Source organism: Delftia lacustris, from assembly GCF_040267515.1.
Classification (GTDB): domain Bacteria; phylum Pseudomonadota; class Gammaproteobacteria; order Burkholderiales; family Burkholderiaceae_C; genus Comamonas; species Comamonas tsuruhatensis.
The window spans coordinates 248,422-274,642 of sequence record NZ_CP141274.1; the positions used below are offsets into that span (position 1 = coordinate 248,422).

The window sequence follows — 26,221 nt, forward strand, 5'->3', positions numbered from 1 at the left end:
TCATGTCCCATGCACTGTTTCTCGATGAATTGATTTCCACCCTGGGCGCCGAAGTGGCGCAGCGCGGCGACGATGTGCCCGCGCGCTACCACACCGACTGGAGCGGCACGCCGCCCCAGCGCCCGCTGGCCCTGGTGCGCCCGCGCAGCACCGACGAGGTCAGCGCGCTCATGCGCCTGTGCACGGCCCACCGCGTGCCTGTCGTGCCCCAGGGCGGGCTCACGGGCCTGGCCGGTGCGGCCGTGCCCGTGCCGGGTGCCGTGGCCGTCTCCATGGAGCGCATGAATGCCATCGAGGACGTGAACGCGCGCACCGCGCTGATGACCGTGCAGGCCGGCGCCACGCTGCAGGCCGTGCAGGAAGCGGCCGTGGCCGCAGGCATGGTCTTCGGCGTGGACCTGGGCGCGCGCGGCAGCTGCCAGATCGGCGGAAACGTGGCCACCAATGCGGGCGGCAACGGCGTGCTGCAGCACGGCATGATGCGCGAGCAGGTGCTGGGCCTGGAGGTGGTGCTGGCCGACGGCACGGTGCTGCCCATGCTGCGCCCCATGCTCAAGAACAACACGGGCTACGACCTCAAGCAGTTCTTCATCGGCTCGGAGGGCACGCTGGGCATCGTCACGCGCGTGCTGCTGCGCCTGCGCCCCGCGCCCCAGGCCCGCGCCACGGCCCTGGTGGCCGTGCCGGACTTCGATGCGGCGCTGTCCGTGCTCGCGCGCATGCAATCGCGCTTTGGCAACGGCGTGGCGGCCTTCGAGCTGATGTGGGACAGCTTCATCCAGGCCTCCATCCGCTGGCAGAAGCTGCAGCCGCCGTTTGGCCAGGCGCATGCGCTGCTGGCCCTGATCGATGTGGACGGCAAGGACGAGGCCACGCTGCGCGCCGACGTGGAAGAGGCCCTGGGCGAGGCCATGGAGGCCGGCGAGGTGGCCGATGCCGTCATCGCCCAATCCGTGGCACAGGCGCGCCAGCTGTGGAAGCTGCGCGAGGCGCCGGCCGAGCTCAACACGAACATGCATCCGCCCGTCAACTTCGACGTCAGCCTGCCCCAGGCCGACATCGGCCGCTTCGCCGATGCCTGCCGCGCCGCGTTCGACGCGCGCTGGCCCGGCCACCACTCGCTGTTCTTCGGCCATGTGGGCGACGGCAACCTGCATGTCTCGGTGGACGGTGCCACCGCCAACGGCGACTGCGAAGGCGTCGAGGCCGCGCTGTACCACCTGGTCGGCGAGTTCGGCGGCAGCGTCTCGGCCGAGCACGGCATCGGCCTGCACAAGAAGCCCTATCTCGGCGCCAGCCGCACGCCGGCCGAACTGGCCGTGATGCGCGCCATCAAGCAGGCGCTGGACCCCCTGCATCTGTTCAACCCCGGCAAGGTATTCGACCTATGAACGCTCCCGCCATCCACGCGATCCACACCCTGGCACGCCCCGAAGTGCCGCCGCTGCCGCCCTACAACGCAGGCCTGTCCTCCGAGGCCGTGCGGGCGCGCTACGGCGTCACCGAGATCGCGCGGCTGGCGAGCAACGAGAACCCCTTTGGCGCCAGCCCTGCCGTGGCCCGCGCCCTGGCCGACCTGGCCCTGCACGTGGGCACCTATCCCGATGCGCAATGCACGGCGCTGCGCGCGGCCATCGCAGCGCGTACCGGCGTGCCGGCCGAGGCCATTGCCGTGGGCAACGGTTCCGAGGACATCCTGCAGATGCTGTGCCAGGCGTTTCTCTCGCCCGGCGACCGCGTGCTCACCCAGCGCCCGGCCTTCGGCCTGCACGAGATCTACCCGCGCATGATGGGCGCCCGCGTCGAGCTGCTGGAGCTGACGCCCGCGCTGGGCTTCGACGTCGATGCCTGGTGCCAGGCGCTGGCGCGCGGCCCCAAGATCGCCATGCTGGCCAATCCCTCCAATCCCGTGGGCTGCATGTTCAGCGCCGGCGATTTCGCGCGCCTGCTGGACGCCACGCCGCCGCAGACCCTGCTGGTGGTGGACGAGGCCTACTACGAGTACGCCCTGCACGCCGACGGTTACCCCGACGTGCTGGCCCTGCTGCGCGGCCGCGCCATGCCCTGGATCGTGCTGCGCACCTTCTCCAAGGCCTGGGGCCTCGCAGGCCTGCGCGTGGGCTACGGCCTGGCCAGCGACGCGGCCCTGGTGCAACTGCTGGACCGCGTACGCACGCCCTTCAACGTCAACCAGGCCGCCCAGGCGGCGGCGCTGGCGGCCTGGGGCGACGAGGACTTCATGCAGCGCGGCGTGGCCGAGACCGTGCGCCTGCGCGATGTGCTGGCGCAGCGGCTGGCCGCCCTGCCTGCCCTGCCCGCACTTCGGATAGCGCCTTCGGCCGCCAACTTCCTGTTCATCGACATCGGCCGCCCCAACGGCCCCGTGAACGAGGCGCTGCTGGCCCGGGGCCTGATCGTCAAGCCCTGGAAGGAGCCGGGCTTCGAGCACTTCATCCGCGTCTCCGTGGGCACCGAGGCCGACAACGAACGCTTCGTGCGCGCGCTGGCCGAGATCCTGGAGGCCGTGCAATGAGCGGCATCGACCCGACACCCGACAGCCGCACGCTGTTCGCCGAGCATGCGCTGCTGCCCACGGGCTGGGCGCGCAATGTACTGCTGCGCTGGGATGGCGCAGGGCGCCTGCAGGCCGTACAGGCCGACGCCCCGCCCGGCAGCGCGCCGCGCGCGCCCGGCCCCGTGCTGCCCGGCATGCCCAACCTGCACTCGCATGCCTTCCAGCGCGCCTTTGCGGGCCTGACCGAATACCGCGCCGAGGCCCAGGACAGCTTCTGGAGCTGGCGCGACCTCATGTACCGCTTTGCCGCGCGCATCACGCCCGAGTCGCTGGAGGCCATCGCCACCTGGCTGTACGTGGAGATGCTGGAGGCCGGCTACACCTCGGTCTGCGAATTCCACTACGTGCACCACGACCGGGATGGCCGGCCCTATGCCGACGACGCCACGCTGTCCCTGGCCCTGCTGCGCGCCGCGCGCAAGGCCGGCATGGGCATCACCCTGCTGCCCGTGCTCTACCAGACCAGCGGCTTCGGCGGCAAGCCGCCGCGCGCCGACCAGGCGCGCTTCATCCGCAGCACCGACAACATGCTGGCCCTGCTGCAGCGCCTGCTGCCCGAGGCGCGCGCACAAGGCGCGGCCCTGGGCCTGGCGCCCCACTCGCTGCGCGCCGTGCCGCCCGACAGCCTGCGCGTGGCCGTGGAGGGCCTGACGGCGCTGGACGCGCGCGCGCCCATCCACATCCACATTGCCGAGCAGACCCAGGAGGTGGACGACTGCCTGGCCTGGAGCGGCCAGCGCCCCGTGCAATGGCTGCTGGAGCATGCCCCCGTGGACGCACGCTGGTGCCTGGTCCACGCCACCCACATGACGCCCGGCGAATACGCGGGCGCCGCGCGCAGCGGCGCCGTGGCCGGCATCTGCCCCACCACCGAAGCCAACCTGGGCGATGGCATCTTCGACATGCCGCAATGGCTAGGCCACGGCGGCGCCTGGGGCGTGGGCTCGGACAGCCATGCCTGCGTCAACGCGGCCGAGGAACTGCTGATGCTCGAATACAGCCAGCGCCTGTCGCTGCGCCAGCGCAATGTGCTGGCCGGCCCCGACCCACAGGTGGGCACCGCGCTGTGGACCGCTGCCGTGCAGGGCGGTGCCCAGGCCGCAGGCCGCCCCGTGGCCGGGCTGGCCGTGGGCCAGCAGGCCGACTTCCTGGCGCTGGACGCAGACCATGTGGCACTGGCCGGCCTGCCGGTGCAGGCCATGGTCTCGGCCCATGTCTTCGGCAGCCACCGCAGCAGCGCCCTGCACAGCCTGTGGGTGGGCGGCGAGCGCCGCGTGCAGGCCGGACGGCATGCGCTGCACGAGGCGGCAGCCCGCGGCTTTGTCGCGGCCCGCGCGGCCACCCTGCAATCCTGAGGCCCCCGCATGCCATGGGCCCGCGAAACCCGCCAGAAACGTTCCAGAATCACGCCATGACCGATACCGCTCCCCCTCCCTTCGTCTTCCACCAGGGCACGGCGCCGCTGCTGATCTCCATGCCGCATGCGGGCACCCATGTGCCGCCCGACATCGCCGCGCGCCTGACCGAGGAAGCCCGCCACGTGCCCGACACCGACTGGCACCTGCCGCGCCTGTACGAGTTCGCCAAGGCCATGGGCGCCTCCATCCTCGTGGCCACGCATTCGCGCTATGTGGTGGACCTGAACCGTCCGCCCGATGGCGCCAGCCTCTACCCGGGCCAGAGCGTCACCGGCCTGTGCCCCGTGGACACCTTCGACGACACGCCGCTGTACGCCGACCCGGCCGATGTGCCCACGGACGCCGAAATCGCCGCGCGCCGCGAAGCCATCTGGGGCCCGTACCACGCACAGCTGCGCGCCGAGCTGGACCGCCTCAAGGCCGTGCACGGCACCGTGGCGCTGTGGGACGCGCACTCCATCCGCTCGGTGCTGCCGCGTTTCTTCGAAGGCAAGCTGCCCGACCTGAACCTGGGCACCGGCAAGGGCACGAGCTGCGCGCTGGAACTGGCCGAGCATCTGCTGGCCATTGCGCAGACCGCGCCGGGCCACACCGCCATACTCAACGGCCGCTTCACGGGCGGCTACATCACGCGCCACTACGGCCAGCCCGAGGCCGGCATCCACGCCGTGCAGCTGGAGATGACGCAGTGCAGCTACATGCAGGAAGCCCTGCCCTTCGACTACCTGCCCGAGCGCGCCGAACAGATCCAGCCCACGCTGCAGCGCATGCTGCAGGCGGTGCTGGACTTCGTCACGACACGGCGCGTGTCCTGATCAGCCTTCGTCGTGGCAGTGGCCCGGGCAGGGCCCGCCCATGGCCACGGGCGGCGGGTCGCCCAGCCAGCGGCGCGGCCCCGGGCCGTTCTGTGCGCACAGGTCGCCGGGGTTGTGCAGCACGCAGTGGCGCAGTGAGAGGCAACCGCAGCCAATGCACTGGTCCAGGCTCTCGCTGAGCCGCTGCAGCTCGCCTATGCGGTCGTCCAGCCGCTGCTTCCAGACCCGCGACATCTTCTGCCAGTCCCCGCCCGTGGGGACATGGCGGCTGGGCAGCTTGGCCAGCTGCTCGGCGATCTCCTCCAGCGTGAAGCCGATGCGCTGGGCGAACACCACGAAGGCGATGCGCCGCAGCGACGAGCGGTGGTAGCGCCGGTGGCCGCTGGCGCTGCGCACGGACTCGATCAGGTTCAGCGACTCGTAAAAGCGCAGCGCCGAGGCCTTGACCCCGCTGCGCTGCGCCACGTCGCCGATGCTGAGCAGCGGATCATCCTCGGTTTTCATGGTGGCTTTCCTTCGTGGCTTGACTTCAAGTTCACTTGAACTCGAAGAATGCGGCCATTCTGAGCGAAAGCGCAGGAACAGGGCAACCGGGGCTTGTACCGCCCCTGCAGGCGTCCTGGCCGGACTGCGAAATTCTTTGGCCGAGTGCTGCAATGACGCAGCTGCCGTTCATTCATACAGTAATGGGTCTCATTTGTATTGAATGGCATCGGCCGGAGGTTTCCATGTACATCGACAGCAGCAGCTTTCCCCTGGTCCGCATGGGCTACGAGCGCGACAAGGCCGTGCCCGTGGACCGCTTGCTGGAGGACTTCTCGGCCCTGCTGGCCCGCGGCCAGGCCTTTGTCTTCTTCAGCGACGGCGACATGTCCCAGGAGGAGCGCTCACCTGAGGAGCGCAAGCAGGTCGTGCTGTGGATGAAGGCCCGCCGCCCCGAGCTCAAAAGCCTGGTGCGCGCCCTGGTCCACGCCGAGCCCGATGCGTACAAGCGCGCCGAGGCCGAGGCCTTCGCACAGATGTTCGGCAAGGCCTGGGGCTATCCCATGCTGCTGGTGGCCTCCCCCGAGGAGGCGCAGCAGCGTGCACGGGAGCTGCTCGGGTCCGATTGATGACCGATTGACATGAACTGAGAGAAACACCATGAATGCCGTGGATTCCGCCCTGCTCAAAGTCCTGCCCGAGAGGTGGGATCCCGACCATGTGGACCGTCCCGTGATCGTCCTGCCGATGCGCTCGGGCCCGGGTGACTGGGCAATGGACTTCCATGCCCACCGCAAGAGCCAGCTCATGGTCACCAATGCGGGCCTGATCACGCTGGAGACCGAGGCCGGCGTCTGCGTGGTGCCGCCGCGCAGCGCCGCCTGGATTCCGGGCGGCACGCTGCACCGCGTCAGCTGCAGCGGTGCGGCCAGCGGCCATATCGTCTTTGTGGAATCCGGCGCGGCGCGCCCCGCGCCCGGCCCCTGCCATGCGCTGGCCGTCTCGCCCTTTCTGCATGCCCTGCTGGAGCGCGTGCAGGGCCTGCCGCAGGACTACGAGCCCGACAGCGGCGATGGCCGGCTCATGCAGGTCCTGCTCGATGAAATCCAGAACGCGCAGCCCGAGGGCCTGCACCTGCCCCTGCCGCGCGACCGCCGCCTGCGCCGCATGACCGGCGCCCTGTGCGAGCAGCCCCAGCTGCAGGCGCGGCTGGCCGACTGGGCCCAGCGCATCGGCATGAGCGAGCGCAGCATGACGCGGCTGTTCCTGGCCGAGACCGGCCTCACCGTCAACCAGTGGCGCCGCCAGCTGCATGTGCTCACCGCGCTGCAGCAGCTGTCCCAGGGGCTGCGCATCCAGACCGTGGCCGATGCCCTGGGATACGAAAGCGCACCGGCCTTCGTGACCATGTTCCGCAAGGCCGTGGGCACCTCGCCGCGCCGCTTTCTGGCACTGCGCAGCGCGGTGCGCTGATCGCTACGAAAGCCGCAATCCCAGGCCGACCAGCACGGCCACCACCATCGCCGCCCCGAAGACATCCCAGCGCTGGATGCGCCGGTACCTGAGGATGACGACCAGGACGATGCCGATCAGCGTGATCAGCCGGGCCTGGAACACGGTGCCCAGCAGGAAGCAGATCACGATCTGCGCCCAGTAGGTGAGCAGGCCGGCCATCGGCGGCCTTTTCGATGCGGGCGGATTTGGGTCCGGTGCGGCCGGCGATGGCGATGGAGAGGTCGATGCCGCGGGCAGGGTGCTTGCGGCGCCGGGGGCAGGGCCAGCCGCCTGCCGGGCGGCCTGCCGTTCCTCCTGGCGCTGCTCGCGCCGCTGCTGATCGGTCTTCTCCAGCACGGGCGCTGCAGGTGCGGCCGGCTGCCACCATGGCTTGCCGCTGGCCAGCGCAGGTGCCTGCCCGCCGGCTGCCAGGCGCCGGAACGTGGCGTTTGCGGGGGGCTTGGCGCGCGCGGCGGCGCGGTCCTGCCGGCTGGCCTCGAGCAGGGCGTCGTTCGCCCGGTCCACAGGGCTGCGCGTGAGCTGCCGGGCCTGTGCCAGCAGCGGCCCGCCCTGCACGGGATCGATCTGGTGGACGAACTGCGCCATTCCCAGCAACTGCGAGGCATGGGCCGGCTGGCCTTGCCAGTGGGGCGCCTGGGCAGGCTGGACAGATTGGCCTGGCAGGCCTGTCCCGGCCTGCGTGGCGCGGTGCAGGGCGGCGCGCAGGCGCCTGCGCGTCTGGCGCGATACGCCGGGCTTGTCCGCGTTCACCACCAGCCCCGTGACCTCCTGGCGGCGGCCCTTGCGCATCACGCGCTCCTTGTCGGGGTGGGGCGTGAAGCCTTCGTCGCGCAGTATCCAGCGCACGCGGCCCAGCAGCCGCCCCACGTTGTCGCGCGCGGCCTCGCCCGAGGCCGAGAAGGTCAGGTCGTCCGCATAGCGCGTGTACACAAAGCCCAGCTGCCTGGCCAGGCCCAGCAGGCGGCGGTCCAGGCGGCGGCACAGCAGGTTGGTGAGCATGGGGCTGGTGGGCGCGCCCTGGGGCAGCACGCGCTCGCGCGCCTTGCCGCCAACGAAGAGCTTCTCGCCATCCACCTGCCAGGCCTGGGCGCGGTTTTCGCTGCACAGCAGGGCCAGGAGGGTGGCCATGGCCTCGCCATAGCCCAGATGCCGGAACACGCCCTTGATGCGGCCGAAGGCAATGCTGGGAAAGAAGTCCTTCACGTCCAGGTTGATGACCACGTCGTGGCCCGCATGCGGCGCGGCATTGCTCACGATGGAGCGGCCGGCCAGGAAGCCGTGCGCGGCATCGTGCGCGGGCACCTTGGCGAGGATGTTGTCCAGTACCCAGTACTGCGCGCGCTTGAGGCGCGGCATGGGCGCGGAGATCAGCCGCTCGCCGCCGGTCTTCTTGGGCAGGGTGAACGAGTGGTAGTGGTGGGTGCGGGCCACCTCGCGGTGAAAGCCCAGGAAACGCAGCTCGGCCACCGTGATGCCCATGGCCTGGGCCAGCTGGGCGGCATCGGCCAGCTGCGGCAGGCCGTGCCGGGCGAGCCGCTGCGGATCGGCCTGCCGGCGCTCCGTGCCATCCCGGGCGGCATCCTGCAGGGCCGCGGAGACGCCGGGGCCCAGATAGCCCACGTGCGTGGACCGCCTGGCATGCCAGGCCAGCGCCTTGTCATGGCGTTCCTGGGCCTGGCGGCGTTTGGTTTCCTCGCGCTGGGCCAGCGCCTTTTGCATGCGCTCCTTGCGCATCTGGCGCAATGCGCGCTCGGGGTTCTGGCGCACGGCGATCTGCTGGCGCAGCTCGGCCAGCTCGCGCTGCAGCTCGCCTTCGCGCTGGATGTGGGCGGCGGCCAGCTGCGGCTGTCCCTCGTCCTTGGGCCAGAAGCCCAGGCGCTGCATTTCCTCGAGGATGACTTCCTGTTTGCTGGAGGCCTTGATGCGCTCGTAGATCTCGGCGCGGGTGGGTTGCGGCTGGCTCATGCGGCCACCCCGGCAAGGCGGGCCCGGCCGCTGTGCGGTGGGCAAAGAAATGGAGCGACGCGCTTCTCGTCGAAGAGCCCGCAGGGCTCACGGGACGGGAGCTGTTCGCTCGACGCCACCCCGCGACGGTATGCGTGTTTCGCTTGTGGCAAGCCACTCAGGAAAACGCATACCGTCGCTGGGGTGGCACAGTGAAAACGGCGCCCGTGGTGCATGAAACGGCAGTTCACAAGGGTGGCGAAACACCACCCGGGTTGCAAGAGCCTGCGCGTCGCTCCGCGTGGCAGTGTAGAGCAATTGAGGCGGTTCACGCGATTTCTCCTTGTCCTGCTGCGGCCGTCTGCTGCGGGCCTGCCGGCTGGCGTGCGGCATCGAGCTGGGCCTGCGCCACCAGGCGCAGCGCAATCATGTGCTCGCAGGGCCCCTGGCGCAGCCGGTGCTGCTGGTAGTGGTTGCAGCTGCAGCGCGCATCGGTCAGGCGCTCGTCCGCGTTGAGTTCGAGCTGGGTGTCGAACAGGCGCTTGCCGTCGGCGCGCGGGATCTGGCCGGTGATGCGGCTGAAGCCGTCCTTGCGGTCAATGCGCGGCGGGGCAATGGCCTTGCCGCGCACCAGGGCCAGCGCCTTGTCCTCCTCGGGGTTGGCGGGCTGCAATTGCTGCGCCGTCAGCGGCTCGCGCAGCAGCTCGCGCCAGGCGTAGCGCCCGGCGTCCAGGTCGTAGACGGCACGCCCGGCCTGCATCCAGCGTGTCATGGCCGTGTGCACCTGGGCCGGGGCCAGGCCCGTGGCCTGGGCCAGTTCCTGAGCGCCGGCCTGCCAGCACGACTGCAGTTGCCGGCCCACGGCCTCGACCTGGGCGGGCGTGACCTCGGCCTGCGGTGCCATCAGGTGAAAGCGCGCGCTGGCGGCCCAGTCGTTGGCGCTCCAGCCCGACAGGCCCAGCGTGACCGTGACCTGGCCCAGCTCCACCACCCAGAAGCTGGGCATGCCGCTACCCAGCAGGTGCACGCGCACGCGCGTGGCCTGCGGGATCAGCCGTTCCAGCGTGAGCAGGCGCCGGCGCCCCCACAGGCGGATGGTGCCGCCGCCCGTGCCCAAGGCATCGCTGACGACGTGCGAGCGCCGGGTGGCCAGGCGTTCCTCCCAGGGCTCGAACACCACGGCGGGCGGCTGCCCCGGCGTCAGCTCGAAGCGCAGCGCGCGCGGGCCATGGCGCTCGCGCCGGGCACGCAGCCGCGCGCAGATGTTGAACAGGTCCATGGGGTGCAGTTCCACCACGGTGGCGGGCAGGGCCATGGCGCTGGAGACCTGCACGAAGCCGCGCAGCCAGCTGTCGGGCAGGTCGATCTTTTCCTCGCGCAGTGCCGGATCGGCGCCCACCTGCACGGCAAAGCCGGCCGGGTCCAGCGTCAGCCGCGTGTCCCGGTAGCTGCGGATCTTCTGGAACTCTTCGTAGAGGCTGGCCGAGTAGTCGATGTTGGTGGTGCCGCAGATGCGCTCGCCCGCATGCTCGAAGGCCTCGTGCCGGATGCTGACCGCGCAGTAGCTGGACTCGTCCTGGCTGAAGGCCTCGAACAGCAGCCGGTCCGGGTGCACGGTGATCACGGGGTCGAGCACGTACCAGGCATCGCGGTTGGCCTGGTACAGCCAGTCGAAGTATTTGCGCTGCGCCTTGTAGAAGGGCGCGAGCACCTGGTTGCGGGTCTCGCGCAGGTCCTTGAGTTCGGTGCTGATTTCCTTGGCGCGCGCCTGGGCGCCGCCGGTGTCGGCCATGAAGCCGGCCAGCAACTGGGACTCATGCTCCTGCAGCCATTCGCGGTAGGCCGTCTTGTCGCGGCCGCGCGTGCGCATGTCGCTGTCCACCACGCTGTGCAGCGCGCTGAGGCCTTCGCGCACCTGCAGGAAGGCCGGGCCGTCGCGCCGGAGCAGGCCGTCGAAGCGCGTGGGAGGCCGCAGCAGGTCGGGCGCGAAGGAAAACGCCTGTTGCGTGGCCGTGTCGCTGACCTGCGTGCTGCCGTAGTACTGATAGCGAAATTCCATGTCCGTTCGACTCCGTGCTGTGAACAGGCGCTCAGGTGGAAGACGGGGCCTGGCCGCGCCGCTCCGCCGCCAGGGGCTGCATGAAGCTTTGCGCCAGATGGGGATGGCGCTGCACGATGTCGCGCAGCCCGGCCACATAGTCGGGCTGGTCGGCCTGGCTGGCGCTGACCACCTGCCGCGCGAAGATGGCCGCGACCACGGCCGCAGTCTCGGGCGCATCGACCTGGCCGCGCAGGAAATGCAGCACGCGCGTCTTGCTGGCGCGCGCGCGGTGCACCTGGCTGAGCACGGCCAGGAAGTAGGGCTGCAGCTCCTGCAGGCGCGTGGCGCGCTGGGGCGCGGGCTCGTCGGGCAGGGCCAGCAGCCATTGCGTGACGAACAGCTGCACGCCGGGGGCCGGGTGCTGGGCCAGGCGCGCGAGGTAGAGGCTGGCCTCGGGCGCGCTCATGTGCTGCTCGAGCCGCTGGCGGCCCAGGGCCTGTACCCAGGACTGGGGATGGTCCACCCAGCCGATCAGCAGCTCGGGCGTGAGCGCATTGGCCGGCAGCCGCTGGCCGAACATATCGCGCGCGTACTGCTGGGTGTCGGCAAACAGGGCGTCGGCCAGCGGCAGCAACTGTTCCGCCTGCTCAGGCCGGGTCTGTTCCATGGGCGTGAGGCGCGTGTCGATGCTCTGGCGGCTCAGTGCGCGCACATCGGCATCGGCATGCCGCGCCAGCGTGGACCACTGGCGCAGGGTGTAGGCCTGGATGTCCAGCGCCTTCAGGCCCCAGGCGCCGTAGCGCTGCGCACCCGTGGCCTGGGCCTGCAGGGCGCGCCAGATGCCCGAGGCATCGCGGGCCGGGGCCACGTCGGCCAGCGGGCCGGTGAGCAGGCGCAGCGCCGCGTCGTGGACGCCTTCGGCCTTTTCCGCGCGGAACAGCACCTCGTGCAGGCGTTCGGCGATCTGGGCGTTGCAGCGCGCGTTGTACAGAGGGGTGCCGGCCAGGCGCTCGACCAGGGGCGCGGCCGCTGCGCGCAAGGCGGCATGGGGCGATACCGCGAACCCGGCCAGCATGTCGGCCTGGTCGCACAGCAGATCGTCGGCCAGGCTGCCCATGAGCCGTATGCCGCAGGCCATGCGCGCAGGTTCCTCGGATTCCAGCAGCCCGCGCAGCGCCGCCGCAGGCAGGGTGCGCAGGCCTTGCGGGTGCGCCAGCAGCCAGGCGGTCGCCATCTCCACCAGTGCCGTCACCGAATGCGCCAGCAGGTGGTGCAGCGGCGGGGCCGGAACGCCGGGCGCGTGCGCGACCAGCGGTGCCTTGTCCGCGAAGAGGGCCTGCACCGCATCGCGGATGTCGGCCAGCGCAGCGCCGTCCGCATCCAGCGTGGGCAGCGCCGCCAGCAGGGCCAGGGCCACGGCGGCGCCATCGGCATAGAGCAGCAGGGCCAGTGCCTGCGTGCGCGAGCTGGCGGCGGGCGACAGCAGCAGGGCCGCCACCAGCTCGGCATCGCGCGCGGCGGCTGCGCGGTCGCGCGACAGCCAGGCGCCCAGGTAGCGGGCGGCCGGCCCCTCGCCGCATTGCGCAAGCGCCAGCAGCCAGGGGCGGCGCGCCGCATCGTCGGTGAGAGCGACCATGCGCTGCTGGGCAATCTCCAGGCCCAAGGCGGCGGCGGGCGCATAGGTTTGGTGCAGCAGCGGCGCGGCGGCCGCCGCATCCAGGCTGTCCAGAAAGGCCTTCTGGTCGTGCAGAGCGCGCGTGAGCGACCACAGCAGCAGCGTGGACTGCGAGCGGCCCACCAGCTGCAGCAGCCGCTCGGGGTGGGCGTCCCACAGGGGCGACAGCCCTTCCACGCGCTGCGCGGGCAGCTGCTGCAGGTCCAGCGGCTCGTCGGTGTACCAGCCATGGGCGCGTGCCGAGGCATGCAGCTGTGGCCAGCGCGGCAGCAGCAGCCGGGCGGCGAGCAGCCAGCGCGATTCGGGCAGGCGGCCGGAGCGCGAGGCAGCCTGGCCCGCGCAGCGGCGGTCCATGGCCTGGAGCAGGGCCGTGGCCTGCGCGGCGCCTTCGCTGTGCCCGGCCGAGACCATGCGCCGCAGCTGGCGCCAGCCGCGCAGGCGCAGGTACAGGGAGGTGTCGCGGCTGAAGACGGCACCCTCGTCGCGCGGGCCATCGAAGCGGGCATGCAGCACGGCCAGCAGGGCGTGGTCGCGCCGCCACTCGGCACGCTTGTGGATGCGCCGTATGGCAGGCCACCAGGGGCGTGTGAAAGGGATGCGCTCCATCCAGGCCAGCAGCTGCCGGTGGACGGCGCCATCGTGCGCGCCCAGCGTATCGGCCGCCAGCAGCGCCTGGGGCGTGAGGGCGTTGAACACGGCCTGCTGCGCCTGCGGGCCGTCCTCCGGCGGGGAGGTGCGTGTCTCTTGCTCCCCCTGTGCCCCTTGCTCCCCTTGTACCCACTGCTCCCACTGCTCCCACTGATCCCGGTGCTCCTGCAGCGCCGCATGGCGCTCCTGCGGCGCGAGCAGCGCCAGCCAGGCCTGGTGCGCCAGGTCGCGCGTGGCCTCGCTGGCGCCGCGCTGCGACAGCGCCTGCATGGCCACCGCCGCGCCGCCATCGCCCAGGCGGCCCACCAGATAGGCCAGGCAGTAGTCGAGCAGGTCGTCGCCCGTGCCCAGCAGGGCCACCAGGCGCGGCACCTGCGCATGCAGCAGGCGCTGGGCGCCGCCGCCGCGCGCGGCATCCGCATATTCCGCCAGGCGCCACACCAGGCGCGCCTGCTGGCCTGCGGGCATCAGCCGCCAGGCATTGCCGTCCAGGCGCCGGCACAGGGCCGGTATGGCGGCGGCCTGCACGGGCGACTCCGGCAGCTGTGGCGGCTGCGGCGCCGGTTCCTGGGCGTGGCCACCCAAGGGCAAGGCTTGCACGCCATCCAGCTCGGCAAAACCTTGCTGGGACTGCAGCACATCGCCGGCCGCCAGGCGCTGGCGCAGATAGGCCAGTGCGCGCTGTCGTGCAGGCTCCAGTGCCAGCGGCAACGGGGTCAGCGTGCTGTCATCGACCTGCGCGACGACGCCGGCCTTCCATTGCGTGACCTGCAAGGTCACGACATGGCGCGCCGCCGCGTCGCGCCCCTGCGGGTCCAGGGCCACCAACGTCACGGTGCTGATGCGTTCATTGCGTCCCTGCGGGCGGGACAGTACGGCTTGAGCAAGCAGGTTCATGCGGCAGGCATCCAGTGCTTTTCCATATGGGGTTGGCTGGCGGGAACAACCGGGGCCGCAAAGTGTTCGCGGCCGTCGTTTCCCGCTGGCCAACGCAGGGTCAGATGGCATCGCAGTGTAGTGCCTCGATGCCCTGCGGGCGCCGCCCGCCGCGTGCCCGCCGCAGTACCGATGGCCGCTGCGCTTGTCCGATCCGGCCATTGATTCCCCTGGCAAACCGTCCTCAATTTTCGTGGTGTCTTTGTGGCTGGATCTTGACTTCAAGTTCACTTGAACTTGAAGAATGCAACCCATTGTGAGCAGCCGCCGGCAAGGCCTTCAGAACCTGCGGTACAGCCCCCCTTTTTCCGGCCCTGCACCGACCCCGGCAGCAGGGCCTTGCCCATCCCCCTCAAGGAGAGTCGATCCATGCCAGTTCTTCCCCCGCCGCCGTTGCGGCGTGCCCTGTTCGGAGGCGCCCTGGCGGCGCTGGCCCTGCTTGCCGGCTGCCGCCCGCAGGCCGTGGGCGATGCCCATGCCAGCGACGGCCCGCCGCCTGCGCCCGAGGTGCTGGTGAGCGAGGTCGTGCCGGCCAGCGTGCGTGTCTGGGACGAGTTCAACGGCCGCATCGATGCCGTGGACTCCGTGCAGCTGCGCCCGCGCGTGTCGGGCTATATCGAGCGCATTGCCTTCAGCGAGGGGCAGGAGGTCAGGAAGGGCCAGCTGCTGTTCGTGATCGACCAGCGGCCCTACCGCGCGGCCCTGGCCAGCGCCGAGGCCGAGCTGGAGCGCACGCGTGCCGGCGCCGCCCTGGCGCGCACCCAGGACCAGCGTGCCCGCCAGCTGGTGGCCGAGCATGCCGTCTCGCGCGAGGAAGCCGACACGCGTGCCGGCGCCATGGCCCAGAGCGCCGCCCAGGTGCGTGCCGCCGAGGCCGCGCTGGCGGCCGCGCGGCTCAACCTGGACTTCACCGAGGTGCGCGCGCCGGTCTCCGGCCGCGCGGGCCGCGCCCTGCTCACCGTGGGCAACCTGGCCCAGGCCGACCAGAGCGTGCTGACCACCGTGGTCTCGCAGGACCCGGTGTATGTGTATTTCGATGCGGACGAGCACAGCTTCCTGCGCCACCAGCAGGCCGCCAACGCCGCCAACGGCGGCAAGGGCCGGCCCGTGCGCATGGGCCTGGCCAGCGATGAGGGCTTCCCGCACAAGGGCACGCTGGATTTCACCGACAACCAGCTCAACGCCGGCACGGGCACGGTGCGCATGCGCGCCCGCATGCCCAATCCCGACCGCCTGCTGACGCCGGGCCTGTTCGCGCGCGTGCAGTTGCAGTCAGGGCAGTCCGAGCAGGGCGGCGGCGGGCAGCAGGCGCTGCTGATCGACGACAAGGCCGTGCTCACCGACCAGGACCGCAAGTACGTGTATGTGGTGGGCGAGGGCAACAAGGCCGAGCGCCGCGACCTGGAGCTGGGCCGCATGGTCGATGGCCGGCGCGTGGTGCAAAAGGGCCTGGCGGCGGGCGACCGCCTCGTGGTCGGCGGCCTGCAGCGCATCTACTACCCCGGCATGCCGGTCAGCCCCAAGCCTGCGCCCGGCGATGGGCAGGCGGCGGTGGCCCAGGCGTCGGCCGTGGCCGCGCAGTGAACCGGGACGCACCATGGATTTCTCCAAATTCTTCATAGACCGCCCGATCTTCGCGGTCGTGCTCTCCATCATCCTGTTCGCCGTGGGCCTGGTTGCGATTCCGCAGCTGCCCGTGGGCGAGTATCCCGAGGTCGTGCCGCCCAGCGTGGTGGTGCGCGCCACCTATCCGGGTGCCAATCCCAAGGAGATCGCCGAGTCGGTGGCCGTGCCGCTGGAGGAGGCGATCAATGGCGTCGAAGGCCTGATCTACCTGAAGTCGGTCGCGGCCTCGGACGGCAGCCTGCAGGTGGTGGCCACCTTCCGCGCCGACGTGGACCCCGACACGGCAGCCGTGCGCGTGCAAAACCGCGTGAGCCAGGCGCAGAGCCGCCTTCCCGAGGAAGTGCGCCAGTACGGCGTGACCACGCAAAAGCGCTCGTCCACGCCGCTGATGTATGCGGGCCTGACCTCCAGCGACGGCAACCATGATGCGCTGTACCTGCGCAACCATGCCACGCTCAAGATCAAGGACGAGCTGGCGCGCATCCCCGGCATCGGCGAGGTGGCGCTGTACGGCGCAGGCGACTATGCGATGCGCGTCTGGCTGGATCCCAGCAAGGTGGCCGCACGACAGCTCACCGCCGCCGAGGTGATCGCCGCCATCCGCGAGCAGAACGTGCAGGTATCGGCCGGCCAGCTGGGCGCCGAGCCCAGCCCCAAGGGCTCGGACAAGCTGCTGTCCATCAATGTGCGCGGCCGCCTGAAGACGGCCGAGGAGTTCGGCTCCATCGTGCTCAAGGGTGGTGCCGACGGCCAGGTCGTGCGCCTGTCCGACGTGGCGCGCATCGAACTGGGCGCCAGCGACTACAGCATGCGCTCGCTCAGCGACACGCGGCAGATGGCGGCCGTGGGCATCTTCCTGTCGCCGGGCGCCAATGCGCTGGGCGTGGCGCGGGAGGTCTACGCCACCATGGAGCGCCTGTCCAGGGATCTGCCCGAAGGCGTGAACTTCGAGACCGTCTGGGACCCCACGGTCTTCGTGCGCGACTCCATCAAGGCGGTGCAGAGCACGCTGATCGAGGCGGTGATCCTCGTGGTGCTGGTGGTCATCGTCTTCCTGCAGACCTGGCGCGCTTCCATCATTCCGCTGCTGGCCGTGCCCGTGTCCATCGTCGGAACCTTCGCGGGGCTGTACCTGCTGGGCTACTCCATCAACACGCTGACCCTGTTCGGACTGGTGCTGGCCATCGGCATCGTGGTGGACGATGCCATCGTCGTGGTGGAGAACGTGGAGCGCTACATCGAGGAGGGCCACACGCCCCTGGAGGCGGCGCACCTGGCGATGAAGGAGGTCTCGGGCCCCATCATCGCCATCGCCCTGGTGCTGTGCGCGGTCTTCGTGCCCATGGCCTTCCTCAGCGGCGTGACGGGCCAGTTCTACAAGCAGTTCGCCGTGACGATCGCCATCTCCACAGTGATCTCGGCCATCAACTCGCTGACGCTGTCGCCTGCACTGGCGGCCAAGCTGCTGCAGCCGCGCGGCGCGCCGCGCGATCTGCTGTCGCGCGGGCTGGACCGCAGCCTGGGCTGGTTCTTCCGGCCCTTCAACCGCTTCTTCGACCGCAGCGCGCACGGCTACCAGAACTCCGTGGGGCAGTCGCTGCGCCGCCGCGGCCTGGTGTTTGCGGTCTACGCGGCGCTGCTGGCGGGCACGGCCGTGCTGTTCCAGGCCGTGCCGGGCGGCTTCATCCCGCTGCAGGACAAGCTGTACCTGTTCGGCGGCGCCAAGCTGCCCGAGGGCGCCTCGCTGGGCCGCACCTCCGAGGTGACGCGCCAGATCGTGGAGCTGGCCCACAGCGTGAAGGGCGTGGACAAAGTCGCTGCCTTCGCAGGCTTCAATGCGCTGCAGACCACGACCACGCCCAACCTGACCAGCTCCTACATCATGCTCAAGCCCTTCGGCGAGCGCACGCGCAGCGCCGAGGAGATCAATGCCGAGCTGGGCGCCAAGTTCGCGCAGATCGAGGGCGGCTTCGCCTACGCGCTGATGCCGCCGCCCATCCAGGGCCTGGGCAACGGCTCGGGCTACTCGCTGTTCCTGCAGGATCGCGCGGGCCTGGGCTACGCGGCGCTGCAGCAGGCGCTGCAGGCCTTCCAGGCCGAGATCGCCAAAACGCCGGGCATGACCTATCCGGTCAGCAGCTATCAGTCCAACATCCCGCAGCTCGAAGTCAAGGTGGACCGTACCAAGGCCAAGGCGCAGGGTGTGGCGCTGACCGACCTGTTCCAGACGCTGCAGGCCTACCTGGGCTCGGTCTACGTCAACGACTTCAACGCCTTCGGCCGCGTCTGGCGCGTGATGCTGCAGGCCGATGCCGACCACCGCCAGGCCGTGGAGGACATCGCGCGGCTGCGCACGCGCAATGCGCGCGGCGAGATGGTGCCCATAGGCTCCATGGTCACCGTGGTGCCCAGCTTCGGGCCCGACCCGGTGCTGCGCTACAACGGCTTCCCGGCGGCCGACCTGATCGGCGACTCCGACCCGCGCGTGCTGTCCTCGGGCGAGGTGCTGACCAAGCTCCAGGAGATCGCGCAGCGCACGCTGCCGCGCGGCATCGAGCTGGCCTGGACCGACCTCAGCTACCAGCAGGTGGAGCAGAGCAACGCCGCGGCCGTGGTCTTCGCCATCGCCGTGATGCTGGTCTTCCTGGTGCTGGCCGCGCTCTACGAGAGCTGGACGCTGCCGCTGGCCGTCATCCTCATCGTGCCCGTGTGCATCTGCGCGGCGCTGTTCGGCGTCTGGCTGGCCGGCGGCGACAACAACGTCTTCGTACAGGTGGGGCTGGTGGTGCTGATGGGGCTGGCCTGCAAGAACGCCATCCTGATCGTGGAGTTCGCGCGCGAGCTGGAGCTGCGCGGCGTGGGCATCGTCGATGCCGCGCTGCAGGCCTGCCGCCTGCGGCTGCGGCCCATCGTCATGACCTCCATCGCCTTCATCGCCGGTGCCGTGCCCCTGCTCATCGGCGGCGGCGCGGGCAGCGAGGTGCGCGCGGCCACGGGGGTGACGGTGTTCTCCGGAATGCTGGGCGTGACCCTGTTCGGCCTGTTCCTCACGCCGGTGTTCTACGTCACGCTGCGCCGGCTCTCGGGCCGGGCGCTGACGGGCCATGCGCCTGCACATGCCGCGCCTGCCTCCCCACCCTCCGACAAAGCAGCACCCCTGGAGCCCCACCATGTCTGAAATCCGCAAATCCCTGAGCCGACACGCGCTGGCGCTGGCGTCTGCCGGGCTTGTGGCCGGCTGCGCGGTCGGCCCCGACTTCAAGGCGCCTGCGGCGCCGCAGGCCGGAGCACAGTTCGCGCGGGCCGAGCCTGCACCGGCCACCCCGCAGGCCGAGCCCGATGCCGCCTTCTGGCGCCAGTTCCAGGACCCGCAGCTGACGCGGCTGGTGGAGCAGGCGCTGGGCGGCAACCAGGACCTGCAGGTGGCGCTGGCACGGCTGGACGGCGCCCAGGCGCTGCTGAGCGAAAGCCGCTTCGACCAGTTCCCCACGGTCACGATGTCGGGCCAGGCCACGCAGCAAAAGCGCAGCGAGAGCGAGGCCTTCTACGGGCCGCGCAGCCAGCGCAGCTACACGGCCGGGCTGTCGGCCAGCTGGGAGATCGACGTGTTCGGCCGCGTGCGGCGCAACATCGAGGCGCGGCGTGCCGACCTGCGCGCCGACGCGGCCGATCTCGCGGCGCTGCAGGTGGCCATCGCGGCCCAGGTCGCGGGCAGCTATGCCGACCTGCGCGGCTGGCAGCAGCGCCTGGCCCTGGCCCAGGCCAATGCGGCCAACCAGCAGGACACGCTGCGCCTGGTGCAGCTGCGCCTCACACACGGCAGCGGCACCGATTTCGACCTGGCGCGCGCCCAGGCCCAGCTGGAGGCCACGCGCTCGCGCATCCCGGCACTGCAGGCGCAGATCGCCATGGCCCAGCACCGGCTGGCCGTGCTCACGGGCCAGGTGCCCGAGGCGCTGATCGCCGCGCTGGATGTGCCTGCCGCCCTGCCGCAGCTGCCGCCGGCCATCGACCCCGGCACGCCGGCCGGCCTGCTGCGCCGCCGTCCGGACGTGGCCGTGGCCGAGGCACGGCTGCATGCGGCCACGGCGCGCATCGGCGTGGCCACGGCCGACCTGTTCCCGCGCCTGTCGCTGGGCGGGCTGCTGGGCAGCACGGCGCTGCACGGCGGCGCGCTGTTCGAGGGCGGCAGCGCCACCAGCAGCCTGTTCCTGGGCGTGGACTGGTCCTTCCTCGACGTGGGCCGCGTGCGTGCGCGCATCGCGGCCAGCGAGGCCGGCGCCCAGGCCGCGCTGGCCCAGTACCAGCAGACCGTGCTGCTGGCGCTGGAGGACGCCGAGAACGCCCTGGTGCGCCTGCAGCGCACGCGCACCGAGGATGCCCACCTGGCCCAGGCCGCCGAGCAGCGCCAGCGCGCAGAACAGCTGGCGCTGCGCCGCTACCACCTGGGCAGCGTGGGCCTGTACGAAGTGCTGGATGCGCAGCGCGACCTCTACGCGGCCCAGGACGCCGCCGCCGACAGCCGTGCGCGCGGCCTGCGCGCCGCCGTGGCGCTGTACCAGGCCCTGGCCGGTGGCTGGGACGGGAAGCTGCCGCCAGCCTGAGCACAAGGCGTGCGTTGCAAAAAGGGACGGCCAGGCGCCGTCCCTTTTTTTCTTGTCCGGCGCACCCGGTGAAAACCACGAGGACCAGGGGCTTGCCTCATTTTTTTCTTATCGGATAATTTTCTCATTGGAAAAAAATGGAGCGATGGATGATGGAAAGCCAGGTTCTGGATTTCGCCGTGATCGGTGCCGGCATGGCCGGCGCCTCCGTGGCCTGGCGGCTGGCCGGTGCGGGCGCCTCGGTGCTGGTGCTCGAGCGCGAGCCGCAGCCCGGATACCACGCCACGGGCCGCTCGGCCGCCATGTTCATGGAAAGCTACGGCACCGCGCAGATACGCGCGCTGACACGCGCCAGCCGCGCCTTCTACAGCGCGCCGCCCGAAGGTTTTTGCGAGCACGCGCTGCTGCAGCCGCGCAGCGTGCTCTACATAGGCACGGCCGGCCAGGAGCCCCAGCTGGACGAGGCCCTGGCCATGTACCGCCGCGACGGCCTGCGCGCCGAGCGCATCGACGCGCGCCAGGCCTGCACCCTGGTGCCCTGCCTGGACGAGAGCCAGCTGGTGGGTGCCGTGCATGACCTGGACGCCATGGACATCGACGTGGCCGAACTGCACCAGGGCTTTCTGCGCGGCATGGCGCGTGCCGGTGCGCGGCTGCGCTGCGGCGCCGAACTGTCCGGCGCCGAGCGCGAGGTGGATGGTGATGGCCAGGGCCTGTGGACCCTGGTGCTGCAGGACGGGTCGCAGGTCCGTGCCCGCGCCGTGGTCAATGCCGCAGGCGCCTGGGCCGATGCCGTGGCCCGGCTGTGCGGCGCGCGGCCGCTGGGCATCGAGCCCCGGCGCCGCTCGGCCTTCACCTTTGCCGCACCCGAGGGCGAGGACATCCACGGCTGGCCTGCCGTGATCGGCGTGGACGAGAGTTTCTACTTCAAGCCCGATGCGGGCCAGCTGCTGGGCTCGCCCGCCAATGCCGATCCCGTGCCGCCGCATGACGTGGTGGCCGAGGAACTGGACGTGGCCATGGGCATAGACCGCATCGAGACACTGACCCGCCTGCGCATACGCCGGCCGCGCCATGTCTGGGCCGGGCTGCGCAGCTTTGCGCCCGACGACGACTTCGTGATCGGCTGGGACGCGCACCGTGAAGGATTCTTCTGGCTGGCAGGGCAGGGTGGCTACGGCATACAGACGGCCGCCGGCGCCTCGGCCGCCGCTGCCGCGCTGCTGATGCGCGAGCCGCTGCCCGCCGAGCTGCTGGCCCAGGGCGTCGATGCCCGGCGGCTGAGCCCGGAGCGCTTCGCGGCCTGAGACGCCTGCCTTTTCGCTTTTTCAGCCCCCGCAACACACAACAATCCAAGGAGACAGGCATGGGTGCATTCAAGGAAGTGAGCAGGATTGCCGGCGCCTTCGTCGGCGTCATCGTCGGGGCGGGCTTCGCCTCGGGGCAGGAGATACTGCAGTTCTTCGCGGGCTTTGGCGCCATCGGCCTGGCGGGCTGCCTGGTGGCGGCCCTGGCCTTCGTCTTCCTGTCCATGGCGTTCTCCACCATGGGCCAGCGCCTGCAGGCCGGCTCGCACAAGGAGGTGGTGCAGGCCCTGCTGGGCCGGCATGTGGGCATGGTGTTCGATGTGCTGATAACCTTCTTCCTCTTCGCCATCACGGTGGTCATGCTGGCGGGCGCAGGCTCGCTGCTGCACCAGTGGCTGGGCCTGCCCGAGGTCTGGGGCAGCGTGCTGGCCACCGTGGCCACGGTGCTCATCGTCTGCCTGGACGTGGGCCGGGTGATCGCCTTCATCGGCGCGGTCACGCCGCTGCTGGTGTTCATGACCGTGGTGGTCGCAGGCTACGTGCTGGTGACGCCCCAGGGCGAGCCGGCCGCGCTGGAGGCCGCCACCGCCGCCCAGCCCCGGGGTGTGGGGCACTGGCTGGTGGCCGCGCTGCTCTATGTCTCCTACAACGTGGTGGCGGGCATGCCCTTCCTGGTGATCATGGGCGGCCAGGCCAGCTCGCGCCGCGTGGCGCTGTGGGGCGGCGTGGCCGGCGGGCTGCTGCTGGGCCTGCTGATGCTGCTGATCGCGGCCGCCATGGTCTGGCGCATGGACACGCTGGGCGGTCTGTCCATGCCCATGCTGGCGCTGGCCACGCAGATCTCGCCCTGGCTGGGGCACCTGATGTCGCTGGTCATCTTCGGCATGATCCTCAACACCGCCGTGGGCATGCTCTATGCCTTCGTGGCCCGCATCCTGCCGGCCGGCACGCCGCGTTTTCGTTGGGGCACGGGCGTGGCGGGCGTGGTGGCACTGGGCGGCAGCTTCGCGGGTTTCATCACGCTGGTGGGCATGGTGTACCCGGTCTATGGCTACATCGGCTTCGCGCTCATGGCCTGCGCGCTGGCAGGCTGGCTGCGCATGGGCCGCAGACCGGCGCCCCAGGCCGATCTGCGCGGCACCTGAGGGGGCGGGCCTGACCCTAGAATCGGGCGGTCGCCAGCCCCGATCGCCCGCTTCATGCCCAGCCCCCGTCCTCGCACCAGTCCCGCCCCTGGTCCCGGCCCCAGCCCTCGTTCCAGTCCGCTTCCCACGGCAGACCAGGTCCTTGCCGCCGTGCTGCCGGGCGCTCGCACGGCCGCCGCCCTGCCCGCAGGCAAGCACGAAGTGGGGGCCAAGCTGCGCAAGGCCCGCAAGGAGCGCGGCCTGACGCTGCAGCAGGTGGCCGAAAGCAGCGGCCTGGCCGTGTCCACCATCTCCAAGGCCGAGCGCGGCCAGATCGCGCTGAGCTACGAGAAGGTGCTCATGCTGGGCAATGCGCTGGACATCGACATGACACGGCTGTTCATGGTCGGGGACGCCCAGCAGGCGGCCGGCGACACGCCCACCGTGGTCAAGGACCGTTTCGAGGACGTGCAGCGCTACGAGACCGACCAGTACCTCTACAGCGTGCTGTGCGGCGCCTTCCCGGGCAAGAAGATGCAGCCCCTGGTGGCCGTGATCAATGCGCGCGAGGCCGGGGAATTCTCGGAGACCATCCGCCATGCGGGCCAGGAGTTCGTGATGGTGCTCTCGGGCCGGGTGCGCATCCTGTTCGAGAATGGCGAATCGGTGGAGCTGGGCCGCCACGAGGCCGCTTATTTCGACAGCGGCGTGGGCCATGTGTATGTGAGCCTGAGCCGCCAGCCGGCTCAAGTCGTCTCTGTCTGCAGCTGAAATGGTTAGCACCCCCTGAGCGGCTGCGCCGCTTCCCCCGTGTGCACGGCGCCCTCTCTCGCTACGCGGGAGGGGGACGACACCCTCGGTGCGGGGCGGCGCGGCCGGCATAGGCCCTTCCTCGGTGTCTCTGGCGTGGGGGTGCGCTAGTTTCATAGGTCGCGTCTTTTGTTTGGGGCGCAGGCCGTTTTTCTGGGGGAATCCTCGTGCCCGGCACGGCCGCCCCGGAATTCCTACAATCGCTGCCCATGAGCCTGCCCCAGTACACCCGCGCCAAAGAGCTTCCCGCCATCCTTGCCAAGCGCCTCGTCATTCTTGACGGCGCCATGGGCACCATGATCCAGCGCTTCAAGCTGGGAGAGGCCCAGTACCGGGGCCAGGGCTACACGGGCCCGGGCAGCGTGGGCGACCGCTTCAAGGACTTCCCGCATGACGTCAAGGGCAACAACGAGCTGCTGTCGCTCACCCGCCCCGACGTGATCCGCGACATCCATGAGAAGTACCTGGCCGCCGGCGCCGACCTGATCGAGACCAACACCTTCGGCGCGACCACGATTGCGCAGGACGACTACCACATGGCCGATCTGGCGCGCGAGATGAATCTCGAGAGCGCCCGGCTGGCCCGCGCGGCCTGCGACAAGTACAGCACGCCCGGCCATCCGCGCTACGTGGCCGGCGCCCTGGGCCCCACGCCCAAGACGGCCAGCATCAGCCCCGACGTGAACGATCCGGGCGCGCGCAACGTGAATTTCGAGCAGCTGCGCCAGGCCTACCTGGAGCAGACGCTGGCGCTGATCGAGGGCGGCGCCGACGTCATCCTGGTCGAGACCATCTTCGACACGCTCAACGCCAAGGCCGCGCTGTTCGCGGTGGACGAGGCCTTCGAGCAAAGCGGCGAATGCCTGCCCATCATGATCAGCGGCACGGTGACCGATGCCTCGGGCCGCATCCTGTCCGGGCAGACGGTGACGGCCTTCTGGCACAGCGTGCGCCATGCCAACCCGCTGTCCATCGGCCTGAACTGCGCGCTGGGCGCGGCGCTGATGCGCCCCTACGTCCAGGAACTGAACAAGGCCGCGCCCGAGACCTTCATCAGCTGCTACCCCAACGCCGGCCTGCCCAATCCCATGAGCGACACGGGCTTTGACGAAACGCCCGAAGTCACCAGCCGCCTGGTGCATGAGTTCGCGGCCGAAGGCCTGGTCAACATCGTGGGCGGCTGCTGCGGCACCACGCCGGACCACATCGGCGCCATCGCCAAGGCCGTGGGCAGCACGCCCACGCGCCGCCTGTTCTACCCGGAATCGGCCTGATCGCGCGGGCGGAGCCTCTGACATGAGTTCGCCGCTGCCGCCCGTTCCGTCTCCAGCCGCAGGGCTGCCGCAGCCCGTGGCGGCGCCTGTGCCCGGCCCGGCCGCTGGTGCGCCGGTGGCGCCGGCTTCACCCGCGTCATCCGCCTCACCCTCCGTTCCCGTCACGCCGCCAGCGGCCACGGCCGTGCGCTGGTCGCCCGAGATGCTGCAAAGCCTGCGCCTGCAGGCCTTTGAGCAATTGGTGGCCCAGCTGGCGCGCCAGGTGCAGGCCAGCCCCGGCGCGCCTGCGCCGCAGTGGCCGGCCAGCGGCGTGTCCGAGGCGCTGGGCCGGCTGCTGCAGGCCCTGCTGGCCCAGGTGGGCACCCAGCAGGGCCAGGCCCTGCAATTGCTGGCGGCCCAGCCGGGCTCGGCGGCATTGCTCCAGGCGCTGGCGGCAGGCACGACGGCGCCTGGCGGGCAGGATCCCCGGAGCGCTCCATCGGCCCAGGCCGGACCGCCCATCCCGTCTGCATCGACAACGCCTGCGGCCTCCATGCCGCCCACCGCTGCCGCAGTGACGCTGGCCGTGGCGGCTGCCAAAGGCAAGGTGATGGATGCGCTGCTGGCCGGATCCGGGCTGGCGCCGCAGGCCGGGGCGCGCCCAGCAGGGGGCATTGCAGGCGGCGCTGCCGGGGGGGCCACACAGACCCTGCCCGCCCTGCAAAGCTGGTGGGTGCAGCAGGGCACGCTGCTGACGCCGCAGGGCGAGCGCGGCTTCACGCTGAGCCTGCAGGTGCCCCAGGCCTGGGCCCAGGCGCAGGGCGCGGCCATGGCGCTGGCGGCCGCATCGGCTTGCGCGCCGGGTGCGGCCCCTTTCACGGCGGCGGCCCTGCCTGCGGGCGCTGCGCTGCCCTTGGCGGGCGCGCAGGCCACGGAGCCGGGCCTGCGCCTGCCGCTGGATGCATCGCTGCAATCGCTGGCCTCGGGGCCGGTGGCCGTGGTGGTGCAGCCGCGCGGCGCCGATGCGCTGCGCACCAGCGCCCTGCTGCTGCTGGAGCTGCAGCCGCTGCGCCAGCCCGGTGGCGCCATGGCATCGCCGGCCGGGCTGGCCTCGGTGGCGTCGCTGTCGCCCGCGTTCGCGCAGGAGGTGCAGCAGATGCTGCAGCAGCGCAATGATCCCTGGCTGCACATGGCGGCGGCCCAGGCTTCGGGCGCCCTGCCGCGCGAGCGCCGGGCCTTCGAGCACCAGTCGCATTTCTGTACCACCGAAGGCTGCCAGTACGAGGGCCGCGCGCCCTGTGCCCAGCCCTTTTGCAGCGAGATGAACCGGCTCTGGGACGTGTCGCGCACCGAGCGCAGCCGCTGAGACCGGCCTTGCGAAACTGACCGGGCCTGACGGTGGCGTGGTCATCGCCGGCCCCTGCTTTCATAATGCCGCCTGTTGCCC

Annotated in this window: 18 protein-coding genes; 14 read left to right on the forward strand and 4 right to left on the reverse strand. The window is 71.0% G+C overall.

Translation table 11 applies throughout. From position 1 onward, the window contains the following. Positions 1-2: 2 nt before the first annotated feature. Genes U6958_RS02600 through hutG form a run of 4 tightly spaced genes read left to right on the forward strand, consistent with a single transcriptional unit; the run spans position 3 to position 4,808 of the window. Positions 3-1,391 carry an FAD-binding oxidoreductase gene (locus U6958_RS02600; protein WP_034397627.1) on the forward strand — a complete coding sequence of 463 codons (1,389 nt, stop codon included), beginning with the start codon at positions 3-5 and terminating at the stop codon, positions 1,389-1,391. Then, positions 1,388-2,533 carry a histidinol-phosphate transaminase gene (locus tag U6958_RS02605; protein WP_074921202.1) on the forward strand — a complete coding sequence of 382 codons (1,146 nt, stop codon included), beginning with the start codon at positions 1,388-1,390 and terminating at the stop codon, positions 2,531-2,533. Before U6958_RS02600 ends, U6958_RS02605 begins: the two co-directional genes overlap by 4 nt. Beyond that, positions 2,530-3,930, forward strand: coding sequence for a formimidoylglutamate deiminase (locus U6958_RS02610; RefSeq protein ID WP_074921203.1), 1,401 nt, complete (start codon positions 2,530-2,532; stop codon positions 3,928-3,930). Before U6958_RS02605 ends, U6958_RS02610 begins: the two co-directional genes overlap by 4 nt. Positions 3,931-3,944: 14 nt before the next feature. Next, positions 3,945-4,808 (forward strand): N-formylglutamate deformylase, encoded by an 864-nt coding sequence (gene hutG, locus U6958_RS02615; protein WP_074921204.1) that lies wholly within the window; start codon positions 3,945-3,947, stop codon positions 4,806-4,808. Here the strand turns inward: hutG and soxR are convergent, their stop codons facing one another. Next, positions 4,809-5,312: a redox-sensitive transcriptional activator SoxR gene (gene soxR, locus U6958_RS02620; protein ID WP_012202096.1), complete on the reverse strand. Its 504-nt coding sequence runs from the start codon at positions 5,310-5,312 to the stop codon at positions 4,809-4,811. It abuts the gene before it with no gap. Positions 5,313-5,536: 224 nt separating this feature from the next. On the opposite strand from soxR, the gene U6958_RS02625 reads away from it, so the two are divergent. Next, the gene (locus U6958_RS02625) at positions 5,537-5,920 is read left to right on the forward strand and encodes a hypothetical protein (protein WP_074921205.1); all 384 of its coding nucleotides are present in this window, start codon (positions 5,537-5,539) and stop codon (positions 5,918-5,920) included. Positions 5,921-5,951: 31 nt separating this feature from the next. Continuing rightward, positions 5,952-6,764, forward strand: a complete 813-nt coding sequence (locus U6958_RS02630) for a helix-turn-helix domain-containing protein (RefSeq protein ID WP_016447389.1) — start codon at positions 5,952-5,954, stop codon at positions 6,762-6,764. Between the two features lie 3 nt (positions 6,765-6,767). Here U6958_RS02630 and U6958_RS02635 read toward each other — a convergent pair whose 3' ends face one another. From U6958_RS02635 to U6958_RS02645, 3 genes are all read right to left on the reverse strand, one after another. Continuing rightward, entirely contained in the window at positions 6,768-8,771 is a 2,004-nt protein-coding gene (locus tag U6958_RS02635; RefSeq protein ID WP_074921206.1) for a reverse transcriptase family protein, read from the reverse strand. A 307-nt stretch (positions 8,772-9,078) separates the two neighbouring features. Then, positions 9,079-10,809 carry an SWIM zinc finger family protein gene (locus tag U6958_RS02640; protein ID WP_074921207.1) on the reverse strand — a complete coding sequence of 577 codons (1,731 nt, stop codon included), beginning with the start codon at positions 10,807-10,809 and terminating at the stop codon, positions 9,079-9,081. A gap of 31 nt (positions 10,810-10,840) precedes the next feature. Further along, positions 10,841-14,011 carry a hypothetical protein gene (locus U6958_RS02645; protein WP_074921208.1) on the reverse strand — a complete coding sequence of 1,057 codons (3,171 nt, stop codon included), beginning with the start codon at positions 14,009-14,011 and terminating at the stop codon, positions 10,841-10,843. A 408-nt stretch (positions 14,012-14,419) separates the two neighbouring features. Between U6958_RS02645 and U6958_RS02650 the strand changes: the two genes are divergently transcribed. From U6958_RS02650 to U6958_RS02685, 8 genes are all read left to right on the forward strand, one after another. Beyond that, complete coding sequence (locus U6958_RS02650) at positions 14,420-15,634, forward strand: efflux RND transporter periplasmic adaptor subunit (RefSeq protein WP_016447393.1); 1,215 nt, start codon at positions 14,420-14,422, stop codon at positions 15,632-15,634. A 13-nt stretch (positions 15,635-15,647) separates the two neighbouring features. Beyond that, on the forward strand, positions 15,648-18,854 hold the full coding sequence (locus tag U6958_RS02655; RefSeq protein WP_074921209.1) for an efflux RND transporter permease subunit: 3,207 nt from the start codon (positions 15,648-15,650) through the stop codon (positions 18,852-18,854). After that, the gene (locus U6958_RS02660) at positions 18,847-20,280 is read left to right on the forward strand and encodes an efflux transporter outer membrane subunit (protein WP_074921210.1); all 1,434 of its coding nucleotides are present in this window, start codon (positions 18,847-18,849) and stop codon (positions 20,278-20,280) included. The genes U6958_RS02655 and U6958_RS02660 overlap by 8 nt, the downstream gene beginning before the upstream one ends. A 152-nt stretch (positions 20,281-20,432) precedes the next feature. Continuing rightward, entirely contained in the window at positions 20,433-21,587 is a 1,155-nt protein-coding gene (locus U6958_RS02665) for an FAD-binding oxidoreductase (protein ID WP_279627012.1), read from the forward strand. A 59-nt stretch (positions 21,588-21,646) separates the two neighbouring features. Next, on the forward strand, positions 21,647-22,732 hold the full coding sequence (locus U6958_RS02670) for a hypothetical protein (protein WP_074921212.1): 1,086 nt from the start codon (positions 21,647-21,649) through the stop codon (positions 22,730-22,732). 54 nt (positions 22,733-22,786) lie between these two features. Further along, on the forward strand, positions 22,787-23,482 hold the full coding sequence (locus U6958_RS02675) for a helix-turn-helix domain-containing protein (RefSeq protein WP_016447398.1): 696 nt from the start codon (positions 22,787-22,789) through the stop codon (positions 23,480-23,482). A 248-nt stretch (positions 23,483-23,730) separates the two neighbouring features. Next, complete coding sequence (locus U6958_RS02680; RefSeq protein WP_017406622.1) at positions 23,731-24,795, forward strand: homocysteine S-methyltransferase family protein; 1,065 nt, start codon at positions 23,731-23,733, stop codon at positions 24,793-24,795. A gap of 22 nt (positions 24,796-24,817) precedes the next feature. Next, on the forward strand, positions 24,818-26,140 hold the full coding sequence (locus U6958_RS02685) for a Fe-S oxidoreductase (protein ID WP_074921213.1): 1,323 nt from the start codon (positions 24,818-24,820) through the stop codon (positions 26,138-26,140). Positions 26,141-26,221: the final 81 nt, after the last annotated feature.

What these genes read in the sequence shown, in the direction of transcription:
- U6958_RS02645 (WP_074921208.1), bottom strand. Translation starts at nt 14,011, where the DNA reads ATGAACCTGCTTGCTCAAGCCGTACTGTCCCGCCCGCAGGGACGCAAT.
- soxR (WP_012202096.1), bottom strand. Translation starts at nt 5,312, where the DNA reads ATGAAAACCGAGGATGATCCGCTGCTCAGCATCGGCGACGTGGCGCAG.
- U6958_RS02665 (WP_279627012.1), top strand. Translation starts at nt 20,433, where the DNA reads ATGGAAAGCCAGGTTCTGGATTTCGCCGTGATCGGTGCCGGCATGGCC.
- U6958_RS02685 (WP_074921213.1), top strand. Translation starts at nt 24,818, where the DNA reads ATGAGTTCGCCGCTGCCGCCCGTTCCGTCTCCAGCCGCAGGGCTGCCG.
- U6958_RS02625 (WP_074921205.1), top strand. Translation starts at nt 5,537, where the DNA reads ATGTACATCGACAGCAGCAGCTTTCCCCTGGTCCGCATGGGCTACGAG.
- U6958_RS02650 (WP_016447393.1), top strand. Translation starts at nt 14,420, where the DNA reads ATGCCAGTTCTTCCCCCGCCGCCGTTGCGGCGTGCCCTGTTCGGAGGC.
- U6958_RS02680 (WP_017406622.1), top strand. Translation starts at nt 23,731, where the DNA reads ATGAGCCTGCCCCAGTACACCCGCGCCAAAGAGCTTCCCGCCATCCTT.
- U6958_RS02600 (WP_034397627.1), top strand. Translation starts at nt 3, where the DNA reads ATGTCCCATGCACTGTTTCTCGATGAATTGATTTCCACCCTGGGCGCC.
- U6958_RS02655 (WP_074921209.1), top strand. Translation starts at nt 15,648, where the DNA reads ATGGATTTCTCCAAATTCTTCATAGACCGCCCGATCTTCGCGGTCGTG.
- U6958_RS02660 (WP_074921210.1), top strand. Translation starts at nt 18,847, where the DNA reads ATGTCTGAAATCCGCAAATCCCTGAGCCGACACGCGCTGGCGCTGGCG.
- U6958_RS02605 (WP_074921202.1), top strand. Translation starts at nt 1,388, where the DNA reads ATGAACGCTCCCGCCATCCACGCGATCCACACCCTGGCACGCCCCGAA.
- U6958_RS02675 (WP_016447398.1), top strand. Translation starts at nt 22,787, where the DNA reads ATGCCCAGCCCCCGTCCTCGCACCAGTCCCGCCCCTGGTCCCGGCCCC.
- U6958_RS02630 (WP_016447389.1), top strand. Translation starts at nt 5,952, where the DNA reads ATGAATGCCGTGGATTCCGCCCTGCTCAAAGTCCTGCCCGAGAGGTGG.
- hutG (WP_074921204.1), top strand. Translation starts at nt 3,945, where the DNA reads ATGGGCCCGCGAAACCCGCCAGAAACGTTCCAGAATCACGCCATGACC.
- U6958_RS02670 (WP_074921212.1), top strand. Translation starts at nt 21,647, where the DNA reads ATGGGTGCATTCAAGGAAGTGAGCAGGATTGCCGGCGCCTTCGTCGGC.
- U6958_RS02635 (WP_074921206.1), bottom strand. Translation starts at nt 8,771, where the DNA reads ATGAGCCAGCCGCAACCCACCCGCGCCGAGATCTACGAGCGCATCAAG.
- U6958_RS02640 (WP_074921207.1), bottom strand. Translation starts at nt 10,809, where the DNA reads ATGGAATTTCGCTATCAGTACTACGGCAGCACGCAGGTCAGCGACACG.
- U6958_RS02610 (WP_074921203.1), top strand. Translation starts at nt 2,530, where the DNA reads ATGAGCGGCATCGACCCGACACCCGACAGCCGCACGCTGTTCGCCGAG.